Origin of the sequence: Pedobacter sp. Bi126 (assembly GCF_918698245.1) — a bacterium.
In the GTDB taxonomy this organism is placed as follows: domain Bacteria; phylum Bacteroidota; class Bacteroidia; order Sphingobacteriales; family Sphingobacteriaceae; genus Pedobacter.
Genome location: NZ_CAKKMS010000003.1, coordinates 755,208 through 778,948, shown reverse-complemented (window position 1 = coordinate 778,948; position 23,741 = coordinate 755,208). Strand labels below are relative to the sequence as shown.

Here is a 23,741-nt window from a genome sequence, read left to right as displayed (position 1 = left end):
GACAAAGTTTGATTTTTTTGGCACCAATGCTTTCTATTAAAAAATTTATTGCTAACATTAATGCGGCTCCTTACATTCTCCATGAAACTAATCCTCCTTTTATGCTTTATAAGTATTACCAATTATTCATTTGCCCAAAAAATATTTCACCAACAAAAAGCAAAAGGTAAATGGCAATATATTTACCCGTTTGTAGATAAAAGTTATATACTGGCTATACAACACTTAATAATTGAAAGAAAACCATTTGCAGAAATATACAACGCCAACATTTACTTTGGTAAAAGTGAGCCAAAAGCCAATAAGATTTTTTGGAAAGAAAACATTGACATGCGTCAAATCACACACAATATCACTTACGAAGATTATAACAATGATGGAATAAAAGATCTGCTAATTTTCGAAGATACAGGTGCCAGGGGAGGAAATTCTTTCTACAATCTTTACCTTGTTAATCCCAAAAACCATACCTTAACCAAGGTGAAAGATTTCGATAAAATTGTTAACCCCAGCTACAATAAAAAACATAAGGTAATTGTTAGTTATGGTTTAACGGGTACCAATTATTATCAGTTGTATAGGTTTGGTAAGAAATACAAGCCATATGAAATTGGCAAGCCTTTCGATGATACTGACAATTTAGATCTGGATAAAAAGATTGCCGCGATCTTAAAGATAACCAAAACCACAGAGCAAAAAAACAAACAATTAACGCATCAATAAATGATCATCAAAAAAATTATTAAACTACTATTCTATGCCTTCATTTTAGGGGTTATTGTGGTATTGAGTATCAACTTGCTCGTAAAGCACCAGACTGATCCGGCGATTTACCCGAACGAACAAGATGCACCAAAAACTAAAGTGGCCATTATTTTCGGAGCAGGCATTAACAATAATAAACCTAGCAAATACTTAAAAGATAGGCTCGATGCTGGTATCGAACTTTATAAAAACAATAAAATTGATAAAATTTTGCTGTCAGGAGATAACGGTAGTGATGCACACGATGAATTAACGGTGATGAAACTTTATTGTTACGAACATGGTGTTGATACCAATAAGATCTATCTTGATTATGCTGGCTTTGATAGCTACTCTACCTTATATAGATCTAAATATATCTTTAAGGTTGATACCGCCATTCTGGTTTCACAAAAATATCATTTAAACCGATGTATCAATATCGGGAATAAATTAGGCGTTAAATCATATGGCTTTGCTGCCGATCAAGGAACTTATCAGGGTTACAAATATGCTTCTTTTAGAGAATATTTTGCCGTTGTAAAATCTACAATTGATATTTTAATTGGCAGAAAACCACATTTTTTAGGCAAAACAGTAGACATTAACGGACCTTCAAATTATACCAAAGAATAACGTGAAGTATATCATTTTTTGATTACTCTAAGCGGCGAAAATTTTTTTTCTTCAGGTATTGGTCTACATGAATTTCAATAAACTGGCCCGCGTTCTTCTAAACTGAACAGTTTTATTTGTTGGTGAACGCTAGCAGCCGTAAAAAATCTGCTATAGGCAGCGTGAATGAAAACCGCGACCACAAACACTCATAAAAACCTATTAAACAGCTTTTTAACACTCATTTTTTTATAATTTTTATTTTATTCTCTCACTATTTTTAAGGCATGAATGACTCGTTTGGCATAGTCATTGTCATAGCCATGTTACATTTATTACCTATTTAAAATTAAAAAGTGAAAGAGATGAAAAAGACAGTTCAAATTTTCAGCATGCTTTTAATAGCATTAACCGTAATGGTATCATGTAAAAAAGATACCGATCCTGCAGATAGGGATTTCTTCGTGGGTACTTACAAAGGAACCGTTTCTTATCGTAGTGGTGAGACTACCATTAACAGTACCGATGGTAAAGTAACAGTAAGCAAAGTTGGCGAAACGTATAATTTTTACTTTGGCAACGGAATTCCTGATATTACAGGTGTAAAGTTTGAAAAAACCGGCGACAACAGTTATGTAAGTATTGGCTCAGGTTTAACAGGTATTAGTATTGATGCCAGTACCCTTAAAATTTTGGTTTCAAAAGATGGGCAAACCTGGACTGCAAATTGCACAAGGTAAACCATTTAAAAGACAGAAGGCCCGATCAGTAAAAAATCGGGCCTTATTATTTTCACCTTACCTCATTCCCAAATCAAAAAATGAGTTTCATGCTTAATTTAGTTAAATTTATAGCATGAGTTTTGAATTAAAAACACACCTCGAAGAAATCATTTCCCTCACCGATCAGGAGTTTGAGCATATAGCAGCACATTTCAAACCTAAAACGCTTAAAAAACACCAGTACCTCATCCAGGAAGACGAATTTGTTAATCACATTTATTTTGTAGTTAAAGGTTTGTTAAAGGCTACGTTTACAGATGCCAATGGTAAAGAGTATATCATTCAGTTTGCAATGGAAAACTGGTGGCTTTCCGATTTTAGGGCTTTTTATGGGCATGTTAAATCGATTACCAACATCAGTTGCTTAGAAAACTCCGAACTACTCTCCATTAGCAAGGATAGTTTAGATCAGCTATGCAGCGAAAGCCATAAAATGGAGCATTTTTTCAGGATAAAGAACAGTTTAGGCTACGTAGCGTTACAGCAAAGAGTTTTATCACTTTTGACCACAAGCCCGAAAGAGCGTTTTGAACAAGTCGCTCAACAGTATCCGCAATTGATGCAACGGGTTTCTAAAACAATAATCGCAGCATACTTGGGCATTTCTAGAGAAACCTTAAGCAGGCTTTCCGCAAAAGTGTGATTTTGCGCACATTAAATTTGTGATTGAAGTCCTTTGCTGCCCTATTCAAGAGCACTAATTTTGTGATACACTTAGCATTAAAAATATGAATAAGAAAGTTTTATTCGTGCTTACAAGCCACGACGAATTAGGAAATACAGGTTTAAAAACAGGTTTTTGGTCAGAAGAATTGGCAGCGCCATATTATGCCTTAGCCGACAGAGGTATCGATATTGTATTGGCCTCACCAAAGGGTGGTCAACCACCAATTGACCCTAAAAGTGAAGACCCTTCTTTTCAAACCGAAACGACGAAAAGAATGGACAAAGACACTGTTCTTTTGACCAAATTAAAAAACACCATTCCATTGGCCGATATAATGATGGCTGATTATGATGCCGTTTTTTATCCTGGTGGCCACGGACCACTTTGGGATTTAGCAGAAAGCGCAACTTCACAACAGCTCATTGCCGAATTCTATAACGCCAACAAGCCTGTTGCTTTTGTATGTCATGCTCCGGGAGTGCTTAAGGATGTAAAGATAAATGGTGAATATCTGGTTAGCGGAAAAAATGTAACCGGGTTTACCAATACCGAAGAAGAAGCTGTACAATTAACAAACGTTGTGCCTTTCTTAGTAGAGGATATGTTGATAAAAAATGGTGGACATTACAGCAAGATAGCTGATTGGAATCCCTATGCCATAGTTGATGGCTTATTGATTACCGGACAAAATCCCGCTTCATCAGAAAAAGTTGCAGAAGAATTATTAAAGCTTCTTGCTTAAATTTAAATCCTCAACAAGGCTTGGCTAAGCCAAACCTTGTTGAGGATTACTTATTATAGCTCGTCTTCTTCCTCATCTTCTTCAGGCACATACTTTTCAATGGCCTGCCCAATTGCATTCACTTCTTCGTCCTCTTCAAAAATTGGAAGTTCAGTTTTGTAGTCCATTTTTAACCAGATAGATGAAGTATCCTTTTGAATCTGAATGTATTCTCTTCCATCTTTAAAAATGGTATACGAATCATTTCCCTCCGGAAAAACTGAATAATTAATTGGCCCTATTTCTATATCAAAAGGTTCTTGCATGGCTAATATTTTTTCTTCAAAGATAAAAATCTTTTCTTTGGACTAAGCCGGTTATCTAATGACATTCTTATCTTTATGACATAAATTTACATAATGGATTTTTCTAAAGCAGACAACAAAGTTGCCAGAAAGTTATTCGAGGTAGCTTTACAACGGGAACTAAAAAAAGAAATGCAGGTATTCTCCGAAATTTTAGACCAATGGAAAAAACAACAGCCTGAAGATAATAGAGATGATTATTATAAAATTTTTACCGCTGTAAAAGATTTCGATAAACACATCGCCAGGAGATACGATGGTATGAGAAATTCGTGGTTTTTTGATACGATCATCGCTATGCTATTAGACAAAACGATCTTACTATCAGATTTAGAAGATTTTTCGGAAGAGGCAAAAAGTGAAATATTAAGGGCACTAAAATTTAGACAACAAGACGAATAATAATTAAAATATTACGCTTGATTGTTTAAAAATCCCTTCAATTATATTACTTTACGGCTAAAGATTTTACGCGATAGACAAGAAGATGAAGTTAACGTTTTGGGGCGCAGCACAACAAGTAACAGGAAGTATGCACCTGCTAGAAGTTGGACACTATAAAATACTGATAGATTGCGGATTAGATTATGAGAAGGAAACCTACCAAGAAGAAAACCAGCAATTCCCTTTCGATCCGGCAAGCATCAATCTGGTTATTCTAACTCACGCCCATATCGATCACTCTGGTAATTTACCTACACTGGTTCGATTGGGTTTTGACGGCCAGGTACTCTGTACACCACCAACAGCCGATCTTACATCGATACTATTATTCGATTCTGTAGAACTTTTCTTAAGGAAAGCAGGCCGAAAGCCCAGAACTAAACGCGGCAATTTTAGCGGACCAAAACCTTTGTACCTGCACAAACATGTAATGGATACGATCGATCGTTTTGTAACCATTGCTTTTAACAAGCCTTTCAAAATAAACGGAGATATTAGTCTAACCTTTGTGCCAGTTGGCCATTTGCTTGGCGCTGCTGCAGCTATTTTAACCATAAACGATAATGGCGTAGAGAAGAAAATTGCTTTTACAGGCGATATTGGCAGAGAGAACTATCCGGTATTGGTTAACCCTGAGCCGCTGCCAGAGGTTGACTACCTGGTAAGCGAAGCAACCTATGGCGGGAGGGTGCATACCAAAGATCAGACCTTAGAGGAAAGATTAGTCCAGGAGATTACCGAAGCCTGCATTAAAAGCCCTGGGCGATTGATTATTCCTGCGTTTAGCATTGGCCGTACGCAATCCTTGGTATTTGCCTTAAACCAGATTTTCACCAAAAAACTATTGCCACCTATTCAGATTTTTGTAGATAGTCCCATGGCTATCCAAGCTACTGAGGTTTACCGCAAACACCATAACCTGGTAAATCAGGAAGCGAAAGATTTTTACCAAACCATGGGTGATGAGTTTGAATTTGAGCATCTTGCTTACGTTCAAACGATGAAAGAAAGTAAAGATGTTTCCAATTATTTTGATCCTTGTATTATCATTTCATCGGCAGGCATGTTAGAAGGCGGGCGGATTCAGGATCACCTGTATTACAACATTCAGAACTATTATTGCACCATTCTTTTTATTGGCTACTGTGCAAAAGGAACTCTCGGTTACAAGCTATTGAGCGGAGCACCTATTGTCCGCATTAAAGACCGGGAAATGATGGTTTACGCCACGATACACCAAACCGATCTGCTCAGTGGCCACGGCGATCATAACGATTTAGTGAAGACAATTAAACAAACTGGCCAACCCAAAAAAGTTTTCTTGGTTCATGGTGAAGATAAAAGTCTGCAAAGTCTTTCTTTAGCTTTGCAAGAAGATGGTTTTAACGTAGCCGTACCTGAAAGAGGAGAGGTTTTTGAATTATAATATTATGCTGTCATTCTGAGCCCGGCGAAGAATCTTTATTTAGTTGCATTGCGCTAACATTTATACTGAAGGCAACAAATCTAATGACTGTTTTCCATCGTATGCAGATTCTTCATTGCATTCAGAATGACAATAAAACCAATCAGTCCCTTACTTGTCCGTCACCCCTTACCACCCACTTATAACTGGTTAATTCTTCCAGCCCCATTGGTCCGCGGGCATGGAGTTTTTGTGTGCTGATACCAATTTCGGCACCAAGGCCAAACTGTGCACCATCCGTAAATCCGGTAGAGGCATTGGCATAAACCGCAGCAGCATCTACTTCGTTTAAAAATTGGGCAATATTAGCGGCATCTTCAGAAATAATGGCTTCACTATGTTTAGAGCTATAATCGGCAATATGATTCAAAGCTTCAGCTAAATCAGCCACTACTTTAACCGCTAGCTTTAAAGATAAAAACTCTGTTCCAAAATGTTCAGGCTTAGCCTGATTTAACAACTGTGCAGGATAAGAAGCTTTTAATAGCTCAAAACTTTTTTCATCAGCATATAACTCAACATCGCCATCAGCCAGGGGAGATAAAAGCGCAGCCAGATCATCAAGCCGATTTTGATTAATCAGTACACAGTCAAGCGAATTACAAACGCTTACCCTTCTGGTTTTTGCATTAAAAATGATCGCTTTGCCTTTCTCCAAATCACCGGTCTTGTCAAAATAAGTATGTACAATCCCAGCACCAGTTTCAATAACAGGGATTTTACTGTTTTCGCGAACGTAATTAATTAACGATTGACTTCCCCTCGGGATTAAAACATCTACAAACCCCCTTGCATTCAATAAAGCTTCGGTTGCGGCTCTTTCGGCTGGCAATAAGGTTAAAACATCGCGATTGATTTTATGCTTATCCAAAACCTCGTGTATCACCTTTGCAATAGCCAGATTCGAAAACTCAGCATCACTACCTCCTTTTAGCACAGCAACGTTTCCTGTTTTAAAACAGAGTGAAAATACATCAGCAGTAACATTTGGACGAGCCTCGTAAATTACACCCACAACACCTAAAGGCACACTAACTTTTTGTATATGAAGCTTGTTTTCCAGCGTTTTATCTGAAATAATTTTACCCAACGGGCTACTTAAGCCAGCAACATTTTTAAGGTCATTCGCAATATCAGCAATACGCGCTGCGCTTAACTTTAACCTGTCGTATTTGGGATCTTCGATGGGCATTTTTGCTAAATCCTTAGCGTTTTCAACAAGAATTTCGTCCGTATTTGCCACTAAAGCAGCAGCCAGATCTGTTAGAATAGCATCTGTCGTTTCTTTGCCAAGGATAACCAAGGTACGGCTTGCCTGCCTTGCTTTTTCGAAGTATTGTTTATAATCCATTGTTTTCTTTTTTTACCACAGAGGTTACCGAGTTTCACACGGAGGAAAAATAGGAAATTTGCTTAACGCTGAGTCTCTCCGTGATTTTCTCTGTGTGCGCTGTGGTTAAACCTTTAAATAGCCGAGTAAAAATAATCGTAATGTACCAGCGCTTTCTGTTTCTTCTGTCCGATTCTTTCCCTGGCTTTGTCCGATCCATATTCTGCTATTCCGAGCCCGATGAGGTTGTTTTTTTCGTCAATAATTTTAATAATATCGCCTTTTAAAAAGTCTGTTTGTATTTCGATAATCCCTATGGGCAATAAACTGGTGGCTTTCCCAGAAGTCAATACTGTTTTTGCGCCATCGTTTAATTTCACAATGCCCGTGGCAGCAGTTTCAGAATGGGCAATCCATTTTTTCTTGCCTGATTTACTTTTTTCGGGAACAAAGCGTGTATGCACCAGTTCATTGTTTAGCAAAGAAGAGAGCACATCATCTTGCGTTCCGTTGGCAATATGAACTGTTATGCCCAATTTAGCTACTTTTTGCGCCATGGTCGATTTAGTGATCATTCCGCCACGGCCAAATTGCGATTTACCCGTTTGTATAAAGGAAGCCAGGTTAGCTACCGAACCATTAATTTCCTCAATAACGGCCGATCCTTCAATTTTCGGATCGCCGTTGTAGATGCCGTTTACATTCGACAGGATAATCAAGGCATCGGCATTTAACATAGAAGCAATTAACCCAGCCAACTCATCATTGTCGGTAAACATCAGTTCAGTAACCGAAACTACATCGTTTTCATTCACCACAGGGATTACCTCATTTTGAAGCAAAATCTGTAAGCAGTTTTTCATGTTTAAATAATGTGCCCGGTCGCGGAAATCTTCTTTGGTAACCAAAACCTGTGCACACTGAATTTCATGTGCTGCAAAAAAATTAGCGTAGGTATTAATCAGTTTAACCTGACCAATGGCAGCCAATAGTTGGCGGGTAGTTACGGCGTCTTGTTTTTCAGATACCTTGATCAAACTTCTGCCTGATGCTACCGCACCCGAAGAAACCAAAATAACCTCAATACCAAGTTTTTTTATATCGGCCAGTTGATTCACAAGATGTTTAATCCTTGCTTCATCAGGCAAACCATTCGCTTGTGTAATTACATTCGAACCAACTTTAACAACTATTTTTTTGTACCCTAATTTCATTATTATTTTCAAGCAATTTGATGTGGCAATTTACCATCAATTTTTCTAATTCAGATGATTATCTATGGGCATAATGGATTTTTACAAAAATGGTAATTAGTTTGGGGTTGGGAGTTTGGCGTTTGGAGTCGATTAACCGATTTAAACAATTAATCTCCATGCCACTAACCAATCACAAATGAACTATTTTATACGTCCGAAGTCAGGTAACGGAGGTCAGAAGTACCGCTTGCTTATTACAAGTTAACCGATTTAAACCATTAACCAGTTAATCTCCATGTCACTAATGAACCAATGACAAATGAACTATTGAACTAAATTATTAAATTGCATTCAACCTAATCCAAACCACTATGAAACGTATCTTACCAAGCATAATGTTGCTCAGTGCAATTACGGCTTGTAACAACCCTCAAAAGAAAGAAATGAAAGCAATTAAATGGCCCGATGCCAAGGCCCCTATAGCAGAGATTATTCCGCATAAAAGAACAATACATGGCGATACCGTGGTAGATAACTACTATTGGATGATTGATTACTTTAAAAAAGGTCCTGATAGTACAAAAGTTGTCGATTATTTAAAAGCCGAAAATACTTATCTCAACACGATGATGAAAAGTACAGATCAATTCCAGGCTGATCTGTTTAAAGAAATGAAAGGCAGGATTAAAGAAAAAGACGAATCTGTTCCTGTTTTCAAGAATGGCTATTTCTATTACACCAGAACCGAAGACGGACAGCAATATTTTAAATATTGTCGTAAAAAAGGGAGTTTATCGGCCACTGAGGAAATACTGTTAGATGTAGATCAACTGGCAAAAGGCCATGCCTATTACAGCGCAACCGGATTTAGTGTTAGTCCCGACAATAAACTTTTAGCTTTTGGCGTAGATCAGGTTTCGCGCCGCCAATACACCATCAATGTTAAAAATTTAGAAACCGGCGAAATTTTAAAAGATGTTATTACCAATACTCAAGGTGCAGTGGCATGGGCAAATGACAACAAAACGTTTTTTTATACCTCAAAAAACCCCATAACGTTATTAAGTGAAAAAATTAAAAGACACACACTAGGCTCCGATGCTAAGACAGATGCAGTTGTTTACAATGAAAAAGATAACAGCAACTATATTGGCGTGATGAAATCGAAAAACGGACGTTATATTTTTATTGGCTCGCAAGGGACATTGACTGCTGAATATAGAATGATTGATGCCGATCATCCAGAGGCAGCGTTTAAAGTATTTTCGCCACGCTCAAAAGATGTTTTATATGATATTTTAACCGTAGATGATAAGTTTTACATCATAACCAACTGGAATGCTAAAAATTTCCGTTTGATGCAATGCCCGCTGGATAAAACAGAAAAAGAGAACTGGAAAGAGGTTATTCCAAACCGCAAAGATGTTTTACTCGAATATGGAGAAGAATTTAAAGACCATCTGGTATTATCAGAACGTAAAAATGGCTTAACCGAGCTACACGTACTGAAGAAGGATGGTAGCGATTATTATATCAAGTTTGATGAACCTGTTTACGCTGCCGGTGTTGGTGCAAATCCAGAATATAACAGCAAAACATTACGTTATTCGTACACCTCTTTAACCACACCAAATTCAGTTTACGATTACGACCTCGAGAAAAAAGATAAAAAACTAATGAAACAGCAGGAAGTTGTTGGTGGTTACGATCCTAAAGATTACGCAACGGAACGAGTTTTCGCAACAGCAAAAGATGGCACAAAAATTCCAATTGCTTTGGTTTACAAAAAAGGCTTTGAAAAGAACGGACATGCGCCATTGCTGCTTTATGCATATGGATCTTATGGATCGAGTACAGACGCAAACTTCTCTTCGCCAAGATTAAGTCTGTTAAACCGCGGCTTTGTTTTCGCCATTGCCAACATTCGTGGTGGACAGGAAATGGGACGCCAATGGTATGAAGACGGTAAATTGATGAAAAAGAAAAATACTTTTACCGATTTTATTGCAGCGGGCGAGTACCTGGTTGATCAGAAATACACTTCAAAAGGCCATTTGTATGCACATGGAGGTAGCGCAGGTGGTTTATTGATGGGCGCGGTGGCTAATATGGCCCCCGATTTATGGAACGGTATTATTGCCGATGTTCCTTTTGTTGATGTGATTAACACCATGTTGGATGAAAGCATTCCATTAACCACCAATGAGTTCGACGAGTGGGGAAATCCTAAACAAAAAGCTGCATACGATTATATAAAAAGCTACTCACCTTATGAAAATGTAGAGAAAAAGGCCTATCCTAACATGTTGGTTACTACAGGCCTGCACGATAGCCAGGTGCAGTATTTCGAACCTGCTAAATGGGTAGCCAAATTAAGGGCAACTAAAACTGATAAGAATGTATTATTGCTTAAAACCAATATGGAATTTGGCCATGGTGGCGCATCTGGCCGTTTCGATTATTTAAAAGATGTTTCGTTACGCTGGGCGTTTTTATTCTCGTTGGAGGGAATAACGAAATAATTTTCAACAAATTCGTCATTGCGAGGTACGAAGCAATCTTAATGCGCACGCCAGTAGCGATCGTTGTAAGATTGCTTCGTACCTCGCAATGACGATACTTTTATTTAAATCTATATACAGATCTCCCCACTGCGGGAATGACGACCATCCTTTTTAAAATTTAAATCAAGCTACATCCCACAATGAACACTAAACTAAAAACACTTCAGATTATCCACCTTGCTTTGTGCACTGGCGTTTTCCTCTTTGCATTGGTAACCATCTTTCTTAACCGCGAAATCATGTTTTTTGATGCCAACCCCAAAACCACTTCGCCTTTTAACCCAATATTTCCAATTATGGGATTGATTACCATCTCGGCGAGCATATTTTTTTACAGAAACTTAATGGCAAAAATCGACAAAAAAGCCCCTGCCGACACCAAGATTAACATGTATCAAAGTGCGTTTATCATTAGCTCGGCAATGCTGGAAGGAGGTGCTCTTTTCAACATTGTTGGTTTTTTTATGACACATAATTCATTCTTTTTGATATTCGGTGCAGCTAATTTTATTTTTTTGATACTCAAAAGGCCTACCAGGAATAAATTGATTTCCGCTTTACAATTGCAATACCCAGATACAGAGGCTTTGTAAGCAATTAGCCTTATCTTTGCCCCCCAATGGAATACAATGTTCACACTTTGCCAAACGGCATACGCTTACTGCATGTGCCCTCGGCCTCTGCCATATCTCATGCATGCATCATCGTTAACACAGGATCGCGCGATGAGCCTGAAAACAAAGCGGGTTTAGCACACTTTATTGAGCATCTGATTTTTAAGCGCACCGAAAAACGGAGTACCAACCAGATTTTAAACCGCTTGGAGAGTGTTGGGGCAGATTTAAATGCTTATACCACGAAAGAATACACCTGCGTTCACGCTTCTTTTTTAAATCCATATTTAGATAGAACATTAGATCTTTTCAACGATATTCTGTTCCACTCCACCTTTCCTGAAGAGGAAATGGATAAAGAAAAAAGTGTAATCCTGGATGAAATCTCTTCTTATTTAGATCAACCGGAAGAGGCCATAAACGATGATTTTGAAGATATGCTTTTCGCTGGCCATGCATTGGGCAACAACATTTTGGGCACAACCGAATCCGTTCAGCATTTTACCCGTGAGGATGTAATCAATTTCAGAAAAGCTAATTACCGCACAAACGAAATTGTGGTGGCCGTTTTGGGCAATTATACCTTAAATAGTGTTGTAAATAAAGGGAGCAAACATTTTGCTGATGTTGAAGAGAATAATCCAAACAAAGAAAGGGTTAAACCTGGTATAATCGCACAAAACAATACCACGATCTACAAGCCGATTATGCAGGCACACTGTATTTTAGGCAGGCAGGCATATTCTACTCATGAATCGCAAAAGGTACCTTTAATGCTGTTGAATAATTACTTTGGTGGCAATGGAATGAGTTCGGTATTAAATCTACAGATCAGAGAAAAATATGGGATTGCCTATACCATTGAGTCCAATTTTTCTCCATTAAGCGATACCGGTATTTTTTCTATTTATTTCGGAACAGATAAGGAAAAACAGGCCAAAGCACTCTCTTTAATCTTTAAGGAGATCAAAAAGCTCAGAGAACATCCTTTAAATGAATTGCAGTTACAAAAAGCCAAAAACAAATTTATCGGACAGATTGCTTTGGGGGAGGAAAACAGGATCGGTTTAATTATTTCAATGGCTAAAAGCCTGATCGACCATAACAAAATCGATTCTCTGGAAACTGTTTTTGAGAAAATAAATGCCGTTACCACCAAGCAAATAGCAGATGTTGCCAACGAGATTTTAGATATTGAGCAACTGAATATCTTTACCTTCTGCCCAATAGAGGAATAATTCTTATTTTTGTACAGAACTTGCTGTCATACTGAGGCACGAAGTATCTCAAACCGATGAGCAGTTCAATTAAACATAGTAGCAACTTGTTTGGACAGCAATTAAGATGTTAGAGATTCTTCATTGCATTCAGAATGACAATTTGCGATTAACAAGCTCAGATTGAGGTCTGAAAAAATATAATACAATGAAATTACCAATAGTAGCTTACGGCGATCCTGTTTTAAAAACGGTAGGAACCGATATCGATAAAGATTATCCAGGATTAAAACAATTAATCAGCGACATGTTCGACACCATGTATTATGCAAATGGCGTAGGCTTAGCTGCCCCTCAAATTGGTTTGCCTATCCGTTTGTTTATTGTTGATACAGGCGAAGATGAAGATGGCACACCTGGCTACAAAAAAGTATTTATCAATGCCGAAATTTTGGAAGAAACGGGAGAGGCCTGGAGTTTTAACGAAGGCTGCTTAAGTATTCCTGATATCCGTGAAAACATTATGCGCAAGCCGAATGTCAAAATCACCTATTTTGATGAAAACTGGGTAGAACATACTGAAGATGTAGACGGAATGCCTGCACGCGTAATCCAACATGAATACGATCATATTGAAGGAAAATTATTTACCGATAAAGTAAGTGTTCTTCGCAAAACCATGCTTAAAAGCAAACTGGATGCGATTTCGAAAGGAAATATCAAAACAGATTACAAAATGAAGTTTCCGAATAAGAGTAAGAAAAGATAATGCCATGAAAAGTTGTTGGCAGTTATTAAGCAAAGGTTGCTTCGTTATCTTTACGATCGTCAGCCTGATTAGCTGCCAGCAAACAAATTCGCCCAACCCCGAATACAGCTATGATAATGGGCCAGAAATCGACACTTCGTACATTGCAATAATTCCCTTCGAAAAAAACGCTGCTTTTAGAAAACCGGCTCAGTTGACCTCAACTGATCTAAAAGAAATAGATAAAATTCTATTAAAATTTGCTGAAGATTATAATAAGCATATCCTAAGTCTACTTTCTCCTAGTGACGACAAAAAGAACCATCTAATAAATCTTAAAGATTACAAACGCCAATACACACCAACAACCAATAGCAAAGGAGAAAAGGAAGTTGTAATTTATTGCATGTGCCACACTTTCAATGTTGACTGGAAAAAAGAAAGAATAGATGTTGCAGATGGAGGTAAATGCTACTTTATGTTAAAAGTAAATCTTAAAACAAAGGATTTCGAGAGTTCCGTTAATGGGGAGGCTTAGTGGATGGATCGTGGTCCGAAGGATTTTATATGTGACATTTACCCTTTCGCTTATACATCTCTCCATTTCGCTTCGCTCCAGTCGAGATGACGACCCCATTAGACTAATTCGTCCTACTCTTATCCCCATCAAAAATCTGCTGCATCAGCTTACCCCAGGCGAAAGGATTAAGTAGGGGATTGGTTTGCACCATGTTTTTATTGACCATCCTATCGAAATTATACCGGTAATTCTGACTTCCAATTTCCTGTCCGTCACGCGGTAAAGTTTGGATTAAACCATCAATTGAGGAACGCGAAAGGTTCTTTTTGGCTATGGCCATATCATCATCCGCCAGTTTCATCGACAAAAACTCGCGGGTAAATTCTTCTGTTGTTGCCCATGGAAAAACACGCACCGATGGTAAATCGATCACATTGGCCTTCAACTTAACCATAATGGTGTATTTGCTATCGGGTGTGCCTTCAGGAATTACAGTCGAAAACTTCTTATAACCAATGGCCGTAAACAAGATGGTATCGCCAGGATTAACAATGAAGGTAAAATACCCTCTATAATCAGCACCAACCCTTTTACTCTTCGCAGAAAGATTGGTGATAGTAACGTAAGGAATCACGTTTGAGCTATCGATATCGGTAATAATCCCTGAAAATTGGATGAGTTTATCCTGTGCCGGCTTTTGTTGTGCAAAAGCGGTTACAGAAAAAATAAGGCAAATTAGGGCAACACAATATCTCATTAAGACAAAAGTAATTTTATTAATAAAACTTCCTTGTTAAATAGTGTTAAAGCTTAATCTTGCTCTGCCATGTTTACGGCAACTACCGAAGTGATCTGAGGAACAGCTTTCATAATGGCTTGTTCGATACCAGATTTCATAGTCATGAAACTCATCGGGCAAGAACCGCAGTTGCCTAAAAGCTTAAGCTTTACTGTTCCTTCAGATGTAATTTCTTCAACAGAAACATCACCTCCATCAGCCTTTAAATACGGCCTGATAGTTTCCAATGCCTGTTCTACTTGTTCTGTTAAATTCATTATATATATTTTAATTTATAAAAATAGTAATTTTTTAGCAATTCACCATTTGCGCGTTGTTGATGGATATCTGTTGAGCAATTTTACTTGCAATATCTCCAAATATAACATCAAGCTGAGGGTTCTGGTTTAGCGCTACCGGTTTCCCTTTATCTCCAGCTTCCGAAATGCTCTGGATAATTGGAATTTCGCCTAAAAACGGCACATCAAAACGTGCTGCAAGCTCGGTACCGCCACCTTTTCCGAAGATATAATATTTATTCTCCGGCAATTCTGCTGGTGTAAAATACGACATGTTTTCTATAACGCCTAAAATCGGAATATTAATTCCCGGCATCCTGAACATAGCCAAACCTTTGTGCGTATCGGCCAAAGCAACCTGTTGAGGTGTCGTAACCACCACTGCCCCCGAAATCGGGAAGCTTTGTGTAATGGTGATGTGGATATCGCCGGTTCCCGGTGGAAGATCTACGATCAAATAATCCAGTTCCCCCCAGTTGGTATCGTTAAACAATTGTTTTACTGCATTCGATGCCATTGGTCCGCGCCATGGCACTGGTTGTCCCGGATCTGCAAAAAAGCCTAAAGACAATAACTTGATCCCATATTTCTCAATCGGTAAAATTTTGGTTTTACCATCAGCCGTTTCTTCTGCACCCGGCTTGGCATCAACCAGATCGAACATGGTGGGTACCGATGGCCCATAAATATCGGCATCAATAAGGCCAACTTTTGCACCATCTTTAGCCAATACAACTGCCAGATTACTCGCAACAGTAGATTTGCCAACGCCTCCTTTTCCTGATGAAACCAAAATGATGTTTTTGATGTTATCTAACGATGAGGAATTGCTTGGCTGAGTTACCCTCGAAGTTACATTGATTGCTACCTCGGCTGTTGGTGATACAAAATGCTTGATGGCATTTGTACAGGCATTTTTCAGCATTTCCTTCATCGGACATGCCGGTGTTGTAAGCTCTAATGTAAAATTGACCTGGTTATCTGTTATCTGTAAATCTTTAATCATGTTTAAAGTAACCAGATCTTTTTTAAGATCGGGATCTTCAACATTTTTAAGCGCATCTAAAACTTGTTGCGGGCTAATCTGCATGGTATTAATTTAAATTCAAAATTAACAAAACATAGCCACAAATACTTTTATTTAGGCTTTTTAACTGTAATTTTAACACGAAATAAACATTTAATTGTTACGTTTAAGCAATTAACCATTTTAACGACTATATGCGAATACCAAAAATTAAGATCCCCAAAAAATATTTAAAAATCGGAGCCTGGATTTTAGGTGTTTTTTTAGTTGTTTGTATTGCTTTGGGTGCGGTAGCCTATAGCAAAAGGGAAGCGCTTCTTAAAAAAATGGTGGCCAAAGCAATTGCCAAGGCCGACAAGGATTATGGTTTGGAGGTAAAAATAGGATCGGCCGGTTTTACAGGACTTAGCACCGTAAAAATGACCAATATTTCTGTTGTTCCTAAAGATAGGGATACGCTTTCTAATATTGGCGAACTTAGTGTTGGTGTAAAACTTTTCCCGCTCATTTTTGGCAAAGTAAAACTCTCAGAAGTAAAGCTGAACAATGGCTTTGTAAGTGTTGTACTTAAAGATTCGACCACAAATATCGATTTCATCTTAAAACGTAAGAAAAAAGACAGCACCCAAACCAATGGAAAAGCCAACTTACCAGAAATAGCCAGCAACATCTTAAATCAGGTTTTATACAAAATCCCTGACGATATGGATGTGAAGAACATGGTATTTAAATTAAACGACCACGATACAGCCAAGTTGACTTTTGCAACAACGGCTACAATTGACGGCGGCGATTTAAAATCAACCATTGATGTAAACAATAACGAATCTACCTGGCATGTAAACGGTTATGTAAACCCAGGCAGTAAAGAATTGAGCTTTACCGCTTATGCCGATGGCAAAAAACTGGAATTACCTTATTTAAACAATAAGCTACACGCAAAAATCAGTTTTGACACCTTACAAACCGAACTTAAAAATGCAAAATACAGTGGCGATGATTATAAAATTTCTGGCTCATGGTCGGTAAAAAACATGCTGATTAACCAGCCACGCATTGCTTCAAACGATATCATTGTACAAAGTGCAAAACTGGATGCCGATATTTTAGTTGGGCCTAATTTCATTGCCTTAGACAGCACCTCAACCGCATACCTAAAAAATGCACAGATCCATCCTTTTGTTAAATATACTTTAGGAAAGAACAAAATATATGAGTTAAAGCTAAATGCCGAAGAACAGGATGCGCAAGGGGTTTTAGATGCTTTTCCGCAAGGACTGTTCGAATCGCTGGAAGGATTAAAAGTACAGGGTAAGGTGAAGTATAACCTAAATTTTTATTTAGATACCAAAGTACCGGACAGTGTGCGCTTTAGTTCCACCTTAACACCTGTTGATTTCAAAATTGTACAATGGGGTAAAACCAATCTGCAAAAAATCAACAGCCCATTTGTTTATACGCCTTATGAGTATGGCAAACCGATGCGAGATATTACCATAGGCCCATCAAACCCAAATTTTACGCCTTTATCATCAATATCGAAAAACTTTATTAATGCGGTTTTAACTGCAGAAGATCCATCATTTTTTACACACAACGGCTTTGTTGAAGAATCGATCCGTAAATCAATCGCCGTAAACTTTAAAGAAAAGAAATTTAAACGCGGTGGCAGTACCATCAGTATGCAGCTGGTTAAAAATGTTTATTTAAGCCGTCAAAAAACCTTGGCCCGTAAAGCCGAGGAGATATTAATTGTTTGGCTTATTGAGCATAACCACCTGGTAAGCAAACAACGGATGCTCGAAGTGTATTTCAACATTATGGAACTAGGCCAGAATATTTATGGAATAGGTGAGGCTTCGCGCTATTATTTTGGGAAACAACCTGCTGATTTAACCATCGGTGATGGATTGTTTCTGGCGAGTATTGTTCCTAAACCAAAGGCATCGATGTATAAATTCATGGCTGATGGCAGCTTGAAACCTTACATGTTCAACTATTTTAGGTTTATGGGAAATATTATGGCAAGAAGGGGGCTAGTGCCGAGCGATACTTCTGGGTATGGTTTCTATAACGTCCGTTTAAGAGAGGGCCTCCGCCAGTATTTAGCCCCTGATACCGCTGTTATTGATACTACAGCATTTGATGATGATGGAGACGGCTTACCGGTTGTAATTGTACACGATAAAAATAAAAGTTTCTTCGAACGCCTTTTTGGTGGAGGATCTAAAAAAGATACCTCAAGCAAACAGATAACCACGCCAGCCGACACCACTAAAACCAAAAAACAATTGAGGCAGGAGCGTAGGGAAGAACGAAGACGACAAAAGGAATTGGAAAAAACTCAGTAGTAGCCAGTTTGCAGTTGCCAATTGGCAGTCACCAGTTGAGCCAAATGATTAAACAATTAACCAAAATTAGTTTGGGGTTTAGCGTTGGGCGTTTAGAGATGATTAGCAGATTTAAACAATTAACCATGACCAAGTTTGCAATTGGTAGTTTACAGTTCTTAGATTAACCAGTTAACCGATTTATACAATTAAACAACAATAACCTTTCAACATAGCATGCACAAAATAAAAGTAGAGGATAAAGCGTTCGAGATATTTTTAGAGAACGATACCTTAAACAAACGGATCCGTTTACTGGGCATCCAGATCAATGTTGATTACGAGGGTAAATGCCCGCTATTTATTGGTGTATTAAATGGTAGTTTTTTGTTTATGGCCGATTTAATCAAAGAAATAAACGTACCCTGCGAAGTTGCTTTTATGCGTGTGGCCTCATACGAAGGAACAGCAAGTTCGGGAAATGTAAAAGAATTAATCGGACTGCCTGATAACATCGAAGGCAGAGATATTATCATTGTGGAAGATATTGTTGATACAGGCTTAACCTTAACGCATATTTTAAAAACAATAAAAGAAAAAAAACCTGCTTCAATTAAAGTAGCATCTCTTTTGCTTAAACCAAGTGCTTTAAAATATGAAATTGAAGAATTGGAATACGTTGGTTTTGAAATACCTAACGAGTTTGTTGTAGGTTACGGATTAGATTATAATGGCCTTGGTAGAAACCTGACTGATATTTACAGAGCAACCGAGGCATAATTTTTAGATTGGATTAATTTATTTTTCGCACCTTTGCCCAATAATTTCTAAAACAATGACCATACATAAAGAAGGCTACACTACCATTGCCTTAAGCATATTGTTTATCTTCGTAATCAATGCGGTAGTTGATTATAAATATCACGATATAACCTGGCTGCGCTGGTTCATTTATATCTTTTCAGCTGCATTATTTATTATTGTACTACAGTTTTTTCGTAACCCGAGCCGCAGCTTTTCTTCGGGCGAAAACCTGGTTATCTGCCCAGCTGATGGCAAAGTAGTCGTAATCGAAGAAACAGAAGAAGGAGAATATTTTAAAGATAAACGTTTACAGGTTTCGATTTTTATGTCGCCGGTAAATGTTCACATTAACCGTAATCCAATTTCTGGAGTGGTAAAGTTCTTCAAATATCACCCAGGAAAATACCTTGCTGCGTGGAATCCAAAATCATCAACAGAGAATGAACGTACAACAACTGTTGTGGAGCATAAAAATGGCACCCCTGTATTGTTCCGTCAAATTGCTGGTGCTTTAGCCCGCAGAATTGTATGGTATGTTAAAGAAGGCGATCAGGTAGTACAGGCTGAGCAATTTGGTTTCATCAAATTCGGCTCAAGGGTTGATGTGTTTTTACCCATAGGCACAAAAGTGAACGTAGAACTTAACCAGGTTGTAAAAGGCGGCATTACTACACTAGCTACTTTAAGCTAAGCCACATAGCAGATATAAAAAAGCCCTCCCGATATAAAATCGGGAGGGCTTTTTGTTTTATACGAGTCTTAAAAGAAGTCAAGTTTTTTTCTAACCATTATTTAATCCATAGCATCATTACCTACTTCTTCATTATTACCTGCCGGAGCTGGCCTGTCGCTGATTAAGCGTTGTGTAGGGTAGGCAAAATCCGACTTATTACGGATAACGATATCCATAATTTCAAGATTGATCTCTTGTCTGATTTTAAGGAATTCGGCATAATCTAATACGGTTACGAAATAGTTAACCTCTACATTTAAACCCGAATCGCCAAAGCTCTTAAAGGAAGCATTTCCATCATCACTGGTACCTTGATGATTATTGATGTAACTTTCTATCTCGGTAATAATTTTTCTAAGTGACTCCGAATTGGTTTCGTAAGTAAGCCCGATAATAAAAGAGACCTTGCGCGAATTCCTGAGCGAAAGGTTCTCTAAAACACCATCAATCATACCCCTATTAGGTATGGTAGCCATCGTTTTTTCAGAAGTTCTGATCCTTGTACTCCTAAAACCTACTTTTTCAACCGTTCCTTCCACACCGTCAACCTTTACCAGATCGCCAACCGTAAATGGCTTATCTAAAAAGATGGTGAATGAGCCTATCAAGTTCTCTAAGCTCTCTTTAGCCGCCAAAGCAATGGCGATACCACCAATACCCAATCCGGTAATCAGCGTTAATACATTAACCTCGAAAACAAAACCCAGCAGGGTGAAAAAACCTATAAAGATTACGATCGTTTTAAACAGCTCCTTCAAGAAAGGAACCAATTGATCATCTGACTTATTATCTGTAAGCGAAGCTTTATAAAGAAGCACATGGCTAATGAAGTCGATTATCCTTAAAATAATCCAAAAAACAGACAGGATGATCCCAAACAAAAATATCCGGTCAATACAATCACCTATTGTTACAGGTATTAACTCTTTAACCTTACCAATTAATTTGCTGTAATGGAATACGGCTACCTCCAGCGGGTGTTTTAACTGGTTGATGGATAGATAAAGTGTGGTTAACAGAATAAAAACCTCAATGGGTTTTACCAATAAGGCAACAAAAGCATCGTTATGCGATTGATTTGAAAAGTTTCTGAAAAGCTTAAACAGCAACCTGCTTAACAGCTTAGAAACAATGTTTTTAAAAACTAAGCCTAAAAAAAGTATGCCTCCGAAAAGGAAATAGGCTTTTACGGTATTGCCCCAAAACACTTGGTCGAAAAAAGCAGAATCTAACATTTAACAAAGGTACAAACAAAAAAACCTCCACGAAATTAATCGTGAAGGCTATATCTTATAATAAGGAGTATTATTTTCTCAAAGATTTGATACGAGCAGCTTTACCAGTTAAAGCACGTAAATAGAACAATTTCGCTCTACGAACTTTACCATAGCTATTCACTTCTACTTTCTCAATGTTTGGAGAACTAAAAGGGAAAATACGCTCAACACCAACACCGTTGCTCATTTTACGAACTGTGAAAGTTTCGTTAGCACCAGCACTGTTACGTTGTATTACAACACCTTGGTAAATTTGGATACGTTCCTTATTACCTTCGCGAATTTTATAGTGTACGCTCACTGTATCGCCAGACTTGAACGCAGGAAAATCTTTTTTTGCGATGGCCTGCTCTTCAACAAATTTTACTAAATCCATGATTTTAAGCTATTAAATCGATATTTCATCCCGTGAAAATCGGATTGCAATATTAGGGATTTTTTTTGAGAAAAAAAAACCTATTTTAATTTTTTCCACATTCTTTATGAATTCCACATTCGATTGTGTTAAATGCTTCTGTTCCAAAAGATCAAGAGGGCACTTATTCGCGAATATATGGCGAAATTTAGTTCAAATATTCTGAGGTAAAATATTTACCTATTGATAGATATCAAGTGTGAATAATACAATTAGGCAAGGTTTCTTCCGCTTTTATTATCTTTTCTAAAATGGTGTCCCAACTTTCTTCCACCCCTTCGTCATGAGGCGATATATGCAGTTCTTTAAGGTTTTTTAAATCTTTTAAAACCGTTATATCTTCTAAGCGGATTTTCGTCCTCCAGATATCGAGGTATTCCAGATCGGTCAGTTTGTTCAGATAAGGCAAACACGCTTTAGTAATATTTTCATGTTTCATCAGGGTTAAATCTTTAAGCTGCTTAACATTGCTGATCAATTTAACCCCCTCATCTGTCACCCTCGTTTCTTTTAAATAAATGCTGCCCATAACCGAAACTTTCGCCAAAAGCATGGCTAAATACTCATCATCAACCAAAGAATCAATGCTGGCAAAACCAGGCAGTTCTGTAGGGATGTTTTTAGCTTCGGTAATCTGTCCAAAATGCCACCAGAACTGTTTTTCTGCGCCTTTAAGTTTCATTTTTATTACAGTTAGCAGGCCAGTGTTTTAGCAACCATTCTAATATACACCATAGCCTAAAACGCCTATTTTTTCTTTCTCATCAGCATAAGTAACAAAATTGTACTTCGTTCCAGATTTGCTCCAGATATTTTTATTAACCGGCTGTCCATCTATAGATTGTTTAACCATTTTAGCTGTATATCCTTTCTTCTTTAGCTCCATGTCGATAAATGCCACATTAATTGCGCCTGAAAAAATGCAAACTATAGTCGAAATTTTATCATTTTTCGCGTAAGACACCTCCATCATATCGAATTTGGAGTCGAAGGCCAATATTTCTTTAACATCGCCTTCTCCTTCTTCAACATCCCCTTTTTCAAAACCTTTATCCTTCATAAAGGAGTTAATGTTTTGCCTGGTGCTTTTATAAAAAACATCGTTAATAAGCGCTAATTTCTTGTTCTCGTAAGTCTCCTGGCCAAAGGCGAAAGATCCATAAAGCAAAAAAAATAATACCGTTAATTTTTTCATGTCCATATTGTTTATCGTGTAATTTCTTTACCTGTTTTATCCATTGCGCCCCATCTGCCGTTTAATCTAAACCTGGCTACTCCATTTTCAAAACTGCCAACCGCATCGTATTTAATCGGGATCACTTCTTCACCTGTTGTGTTTATAAAACCCTCTCTGCCATTAAGCCCAACTTTAGCCAAACCACCCTCAAAATCAGCGATGAACCTATACTTGAAAGGGATGATTTCGTTTCCGTTTTTATCAATGGCGCCATAGAGTTTATTCTTTTCAACAGGAGCAACCCCATCATTAAAATCTTTTGCATAGTCGTATTTAAACTTTGTAAATTCTTTGCCCGTTTTATCGATAAAACCCCATTTGTTTTTTAGTTTCACACTTGCATAACCGTTTTTAAAGTTATTCCCATCTTCGTACTTTAACGGCGTAATTTCTCTACCTGTAGCGTCAATAAAACCATACTGCTCATTTAGCCTCACCTTGGCGATACCTTCATAAAAATCAAAGGCAACATCGTATTTTAGGGCGGTGATTTCCTTACCTTTTTTATCGATATAACCCGATTTCCCATTTAACTCAACCTGCGCAAAACCATCTTTAAAGTAAATGGCATCATCATATTTGAATGGGATAACTACCTTCCCTGTTTCATCTATAAATCCATATTTCCCATCTAGTTTAACCGCAATTAATCCTTCGTGGAAGCTGTATCCGGCCTTTTCATATTTAAAAGGGATCACTTCTTTTCCCGCCTTGTCTACAAATCCGTATTTTCCACTTTCGTTCTTTTTTGGACTTAATTCTTGCGCATAACCCGCAATAGCCAGCACACTTAGTACTGCCGTAAGTAATTGTTTCATTTTGCATTAATTTAAAGAGTGTATTGCTTTT

The 23,741-nt window shown here is 37.8% G+C and carries 26 protein-coding genes; 15 read left to right on the top strand and 11 right to left on the bottom strand.

Annotated features, from left to right (window positions below; genetic code table 11):
- Positions 1–81: 81 nt before the first annotated feature.
- From LQ201_RS13520 to LQ201_RS13500, 5 genes are all read left to right on the top strand, one after another.
- Complete coding sequence (locus tag LQ201_RS13520; RefSeq protein WP_230143071.1) at positions 82–723, top strand: hypothetical protein; 642 nt, start codon at positions 82–84, stop codon at positions 721–723.
- Positions 724–1,380: a vancomycin high temperature exclusion protein gene (locus LQ201_RS13515; RefSeq protein WP_230143070.1), complete on the top strand. Its 657-nt coding sequence runs from the start codon at positions 724–726 to the stop codon at positions 1,378–1,380.
- A 344-nt stretch (positions 1,381–1,724) separates the two neighbouring features.
- Positions 1,725–2,099, top strand: coding sequence for a hypothetical protein (locus tag LQ201_RS13510; RefSeq protein ID WP_230143069.1), 375 nt, complete (start codon positions 1,725–1,727; stop codon positions 2,097–2,099).
- Between the two features lie 115 nt (positions 2,100–2,214).
- Entirely contained in the window at positions 2,215–2,784 is a 570-nt protein-coding gene (locus LQ201_RS13505) for a Crp/Fnr family transcriptional regulator (RefSeq protein ID WP_230143067.1), read from the top strand.
- A gap of 85 nt (positions 2,785–2,869) precedes the next feature.
- Positions 2,870–3,550, top strand: a complete 681-nt coding sequence (locus tag LQ201_RS13500) for a type 1 glutamine amidotransferase domain-containing protein (protein WP_230143065.1) — start codon at positions 2,870–2,872, stop codon at positions 3,548–3,550.
- Between the two features lie 53 nt (positions 3,551–3,603).
- Here the strand turns inward: LQ201_RS13500 and LQ201_RS13495 are convergent, their stop codons facing one another.
- Positions 3,604–3,855: a hypothetical protein gene (locus LQ201_RS13495; protein WP_230143063.1), complete on the bottom strand. Its 252-nt coding sequence runs from the start codon at positions 3,853–3,855 to the stop codon at positions 3,604–3,606.
- 93 nt (positions 3,856–3,948) lie between these two features.
- Between LQ201_RS13495 and LQ201_RS13490 the strand changes: the two genes are divergently transcribed.
- Positions 3,949–4,296, top strand: coding sequence for a hypothetical protein (locus tag LQ201_RS13490; RefSeq protein WP_230143062.1), 348 nt, complete (start codon positions 3,949–3,951; stop codon positions 4,294–4,296).
- Positions 4,297–4,381: 85 nt separating this feature from the next.
- Positions 4,382–5,764, top strand: a complete 1,383-nt coding sequence (locus LQ201_RS13485) for an MBL fold metallo-hydrolase RNA specificity domain-containing protein (RefSeq protein WP_230143061.1) — start codon at positions 4,382–4,384, stop codon at positions 5,762–5,764.
- 142 nt (positions 5,765–5,906) lie between these two features.
- Here the strand turns inward: LQ201_RS13485 and LQ201_RS13480 are convergent, their stop codons facing one another.
- A complete protein-coding gene (locus LQ201_RS13480; protein WP_230143060.1) occupies positions 5,907–7,154 on the bottom strand; it encodes a glutamate-5-semialdehyde dehydrogenase in 1,248 nt (415 codons plus the stop codon).
- Positions 7,155–7,267: 113 nt separating this feature from the next.
- On the bottom strand, positions 7,268–8,347 hold the full coding sequence (gene proB, locus LQ201_RS13475) for a glutamate 5-kinase (protein WP_230143059.1): 1,080 nt from the start codon (positions 8,345–8,347) through the stop codon (positions 7,268–7,270).
- A gap of 353 nt (positions 8,348–8,700) precedes the next feature.
- On the opposite strand from proB, the gene LQ201_RS13470 reads away from it, so the two are divergent.
- The 5 genes from LQ201_RS13470 (at position 8,701) to LQ201_RS13450 (ending at position 14,010) form a co-directional block, all read left to right on the top strand.
- Positions 8,701–10,851: a S9 family peptidase gene (locus LQ201_RS13470; protein ID WP_230143058.1), complete on the top strand. Its 2,151-nt coding sequence runs from the start codon at positions 8,701–8,703 to the stop codon at positions 10,849–10,851.
- Between the two features lie 182 nt (positions 10,852–11,033).
- Positions 11,034–11,486 (top strand): hypothetical protein, encoded by a 453-nt coding sequence (locus LQ201_RS13465; protein ID WP_230143057.1) that lies wholly within the window; start codon positions 11,034–11,036, stop codon positions 11,484–11,486.
- 26 nt (positions 11,487–11,512) lie between these two features.
- Positions 11,513–12,745, top strand: coding sequence for a pitrilysin family protein (locus LQ201_RS13460; protein ID WP_230143056.1), 1,233 nt, complete (start codon positions 11,513–11,515; stop codon positions 12,743–12,745).
- A 187-nt stretch (positions 12,746–12,932) separates the two neighbouring features.
- Entirely contained in the window at positions 12,933–13,493 is a 561-nt protein-coding gene (def, locus tag LQ201_RS13455) for a peptide deformylase (RefSeq protein WP_230143055.1), read from the top strand.
- A 4-nt stretch (positions 13,494–13,497) separates the two neighbouring features.
- Positions 13,498–14,010 (top strand): hypothetical protein, encoded by a 513-nt coding sequence (locus LQ201_RS13450; RefSeq protein ID WP_230143053.1) that lies wholly within the window; start codon positions 13,498–13,500, stop codon positions 14,008–14,010.
- Between the two features lie 103 nt (positions 14,011–14,113).
- On the opposite strand, the gene LQ201_RS13445 is transcribed toward LQ201_RS13450, so the two are convergent.
- From LQ201_RS13445 to LQ201_RS13435, 3 genes are read right to left on the bottom strand one after another with little or no spacing between them, the layout of a single operon-like run.
- Complete coding sequence (locus tag LQ201_RS13445) at positions 14,114–14,749, bottom strand: hypothetical protein (protein WP_230143051.1); 636 nt, start codon at positions 14,747–14,749, stop codon at positions 14,114–14,116.
- A 53-nt stretch (positions 14,750–14,802) separates the two neighbouring features.
- Positions 14,803–15,048: a NifU family protein gene (locus LQ201_RS13440; RefSeq protein WP_029274884.1), complete on the bottom strand. Its 246-nt coding sequence runs from the start codon at positions 15,046–15,048 to the stop codon at positions 14,803–14,805.
- 34 nt (positions 15,049–15,082) lie between these two features.
- Complete coding sequence (locus LQ201_RS13435) at positions 15,083–16,159, bottom strand: Mrp/NBP35 family ATP-binding protein (protein ID WP_230143049.1); 1,077 nt, start codon at positions 16,157–16,159, stop codon at positions 15,083–15,085.
- A 131-nt stretch (positions 16,160–16,290) separates the two neighbouring features.
- Between LQ201_RS13435 and LQ201_RS13430 the strand changes: the two genes are divergently transcribed.
- The 3 genes from LQ201_RS13430 to LQ201_RS13420 all read left to right on the top strand — a co-directional run bounded on the left by LQ201_RS13430 (position 16,291) and on the right by LQ201_RS13420 (position 19,921).
- Positions 16,291–18,447 carry a transglycosylase domain-containing protein gene (locus LQ201_RS13430; protein WP_230143047.1) on the top strand — a complete coding sequence of 719 codons (2,157 nt, stop codon included), beginning with the start codon at positions 16,291–16,293 and terminating at the stop codon, positions 18,445–18,447.
- Between the two features lie 216 nt (positions 18,448–18,663).
- Positions 18,664–19,206 (top strand): hypoxanthine phosphoribosyltransferase, encoded by a 543-nt coding sequence (hpt, locus tag LQ201_RS13425; protein ID WP_230143045.1) that lies wholly within the window; start codon positions 18,664–18,666, stop codon positions 19,204–19,206.
- A gap of 55 nt (positions 19,207–19,261) precedes the next feature.
- Positions 19,262–19,921 (top strand): phosphatidylserine decarboxylase family protein, encoded by a 660-nt coding sequence (locus LQ201_RS13420; RefSeq protein ID WP_230143043.1) that lies wholly within the window; start codon positions 19,262–19,264, stop codon positions 19,919–19,921.
- A 101-nt stretch (positions 19,922–20,022) separates the two neighbouring features.
- Here the strand turns inward: LQ201_RS13420 and LQ201_RS13415 are convergent, their stop codons facing one another.
- The 5 genes from LQ201_RS13415 to LQ201_RS13395 all read right to left on the bottom strand — a co-directional run bounded on the left by LQ201_RS13415 (position 20,023) and on the right by LQ201_RS13395 (position 23,710).
- Complete coding sequence (locus tag LQ201_RS13415; protein ID WP_230143041.1) at positions 20,023–21,198, bottom strand: mechanosensitive ion channel family protein; 1,176 nt, start codon at positions 21,196–21,198, stop codon at positions 20,023–20,025.
- 70 nt (positions 21,199–21,268) lie between these two features.
- Positions 21,269–21,616, bottom strand: coding sequence for a 50S ribosomal protein L19 (gene rplS, locus LQ201_RS13410; protein ID WP_029274890.1), 348 nt, complete (start codon positions 21,614–21,616; stop codon positions 21,269–21,271).
- Positions 21,617–21,848: 232 nt separating this feature from the next.
- The gene (locus LQ201_RS13405; protein WP_230143039.1) at positions 21,849–22,337 is read right to left on the bottom strand and encodes a hypothetical protein; all 489 of its coding nucleotides are present in this window, start codon (positions 22,335–22,337) and stop codon (positions 21,849–21,851) included.
- Positions 22,338–22,376: 39 nt separating this feature from the next.
- Positions 22,377–22,850, bottom strand: a complete 474-nt coding sequence (locus tag LQ201_RS13400; RefSeq protein WP_230143038.1) for a hypothetical protein — start codon at positions 22,848–22,850, stop codon at positions 22,377–22,379.
- An 11-nt stretch (positions 22,851–22,861) separates the two neighbouring features.
- Complete coding sequence (locus LQ201_RS13395) at positions 22,862–23,710, bottom strand: WG repeat-containing protein (RefSeq protein ID WP_230143037.1); 849 nt, start codon at positions 23,708–23,710, stop codon at positions 22,862–22,864.
- Between the last annotated feature and the right edge of the window lie 31 nt (positions 23,711–23,741).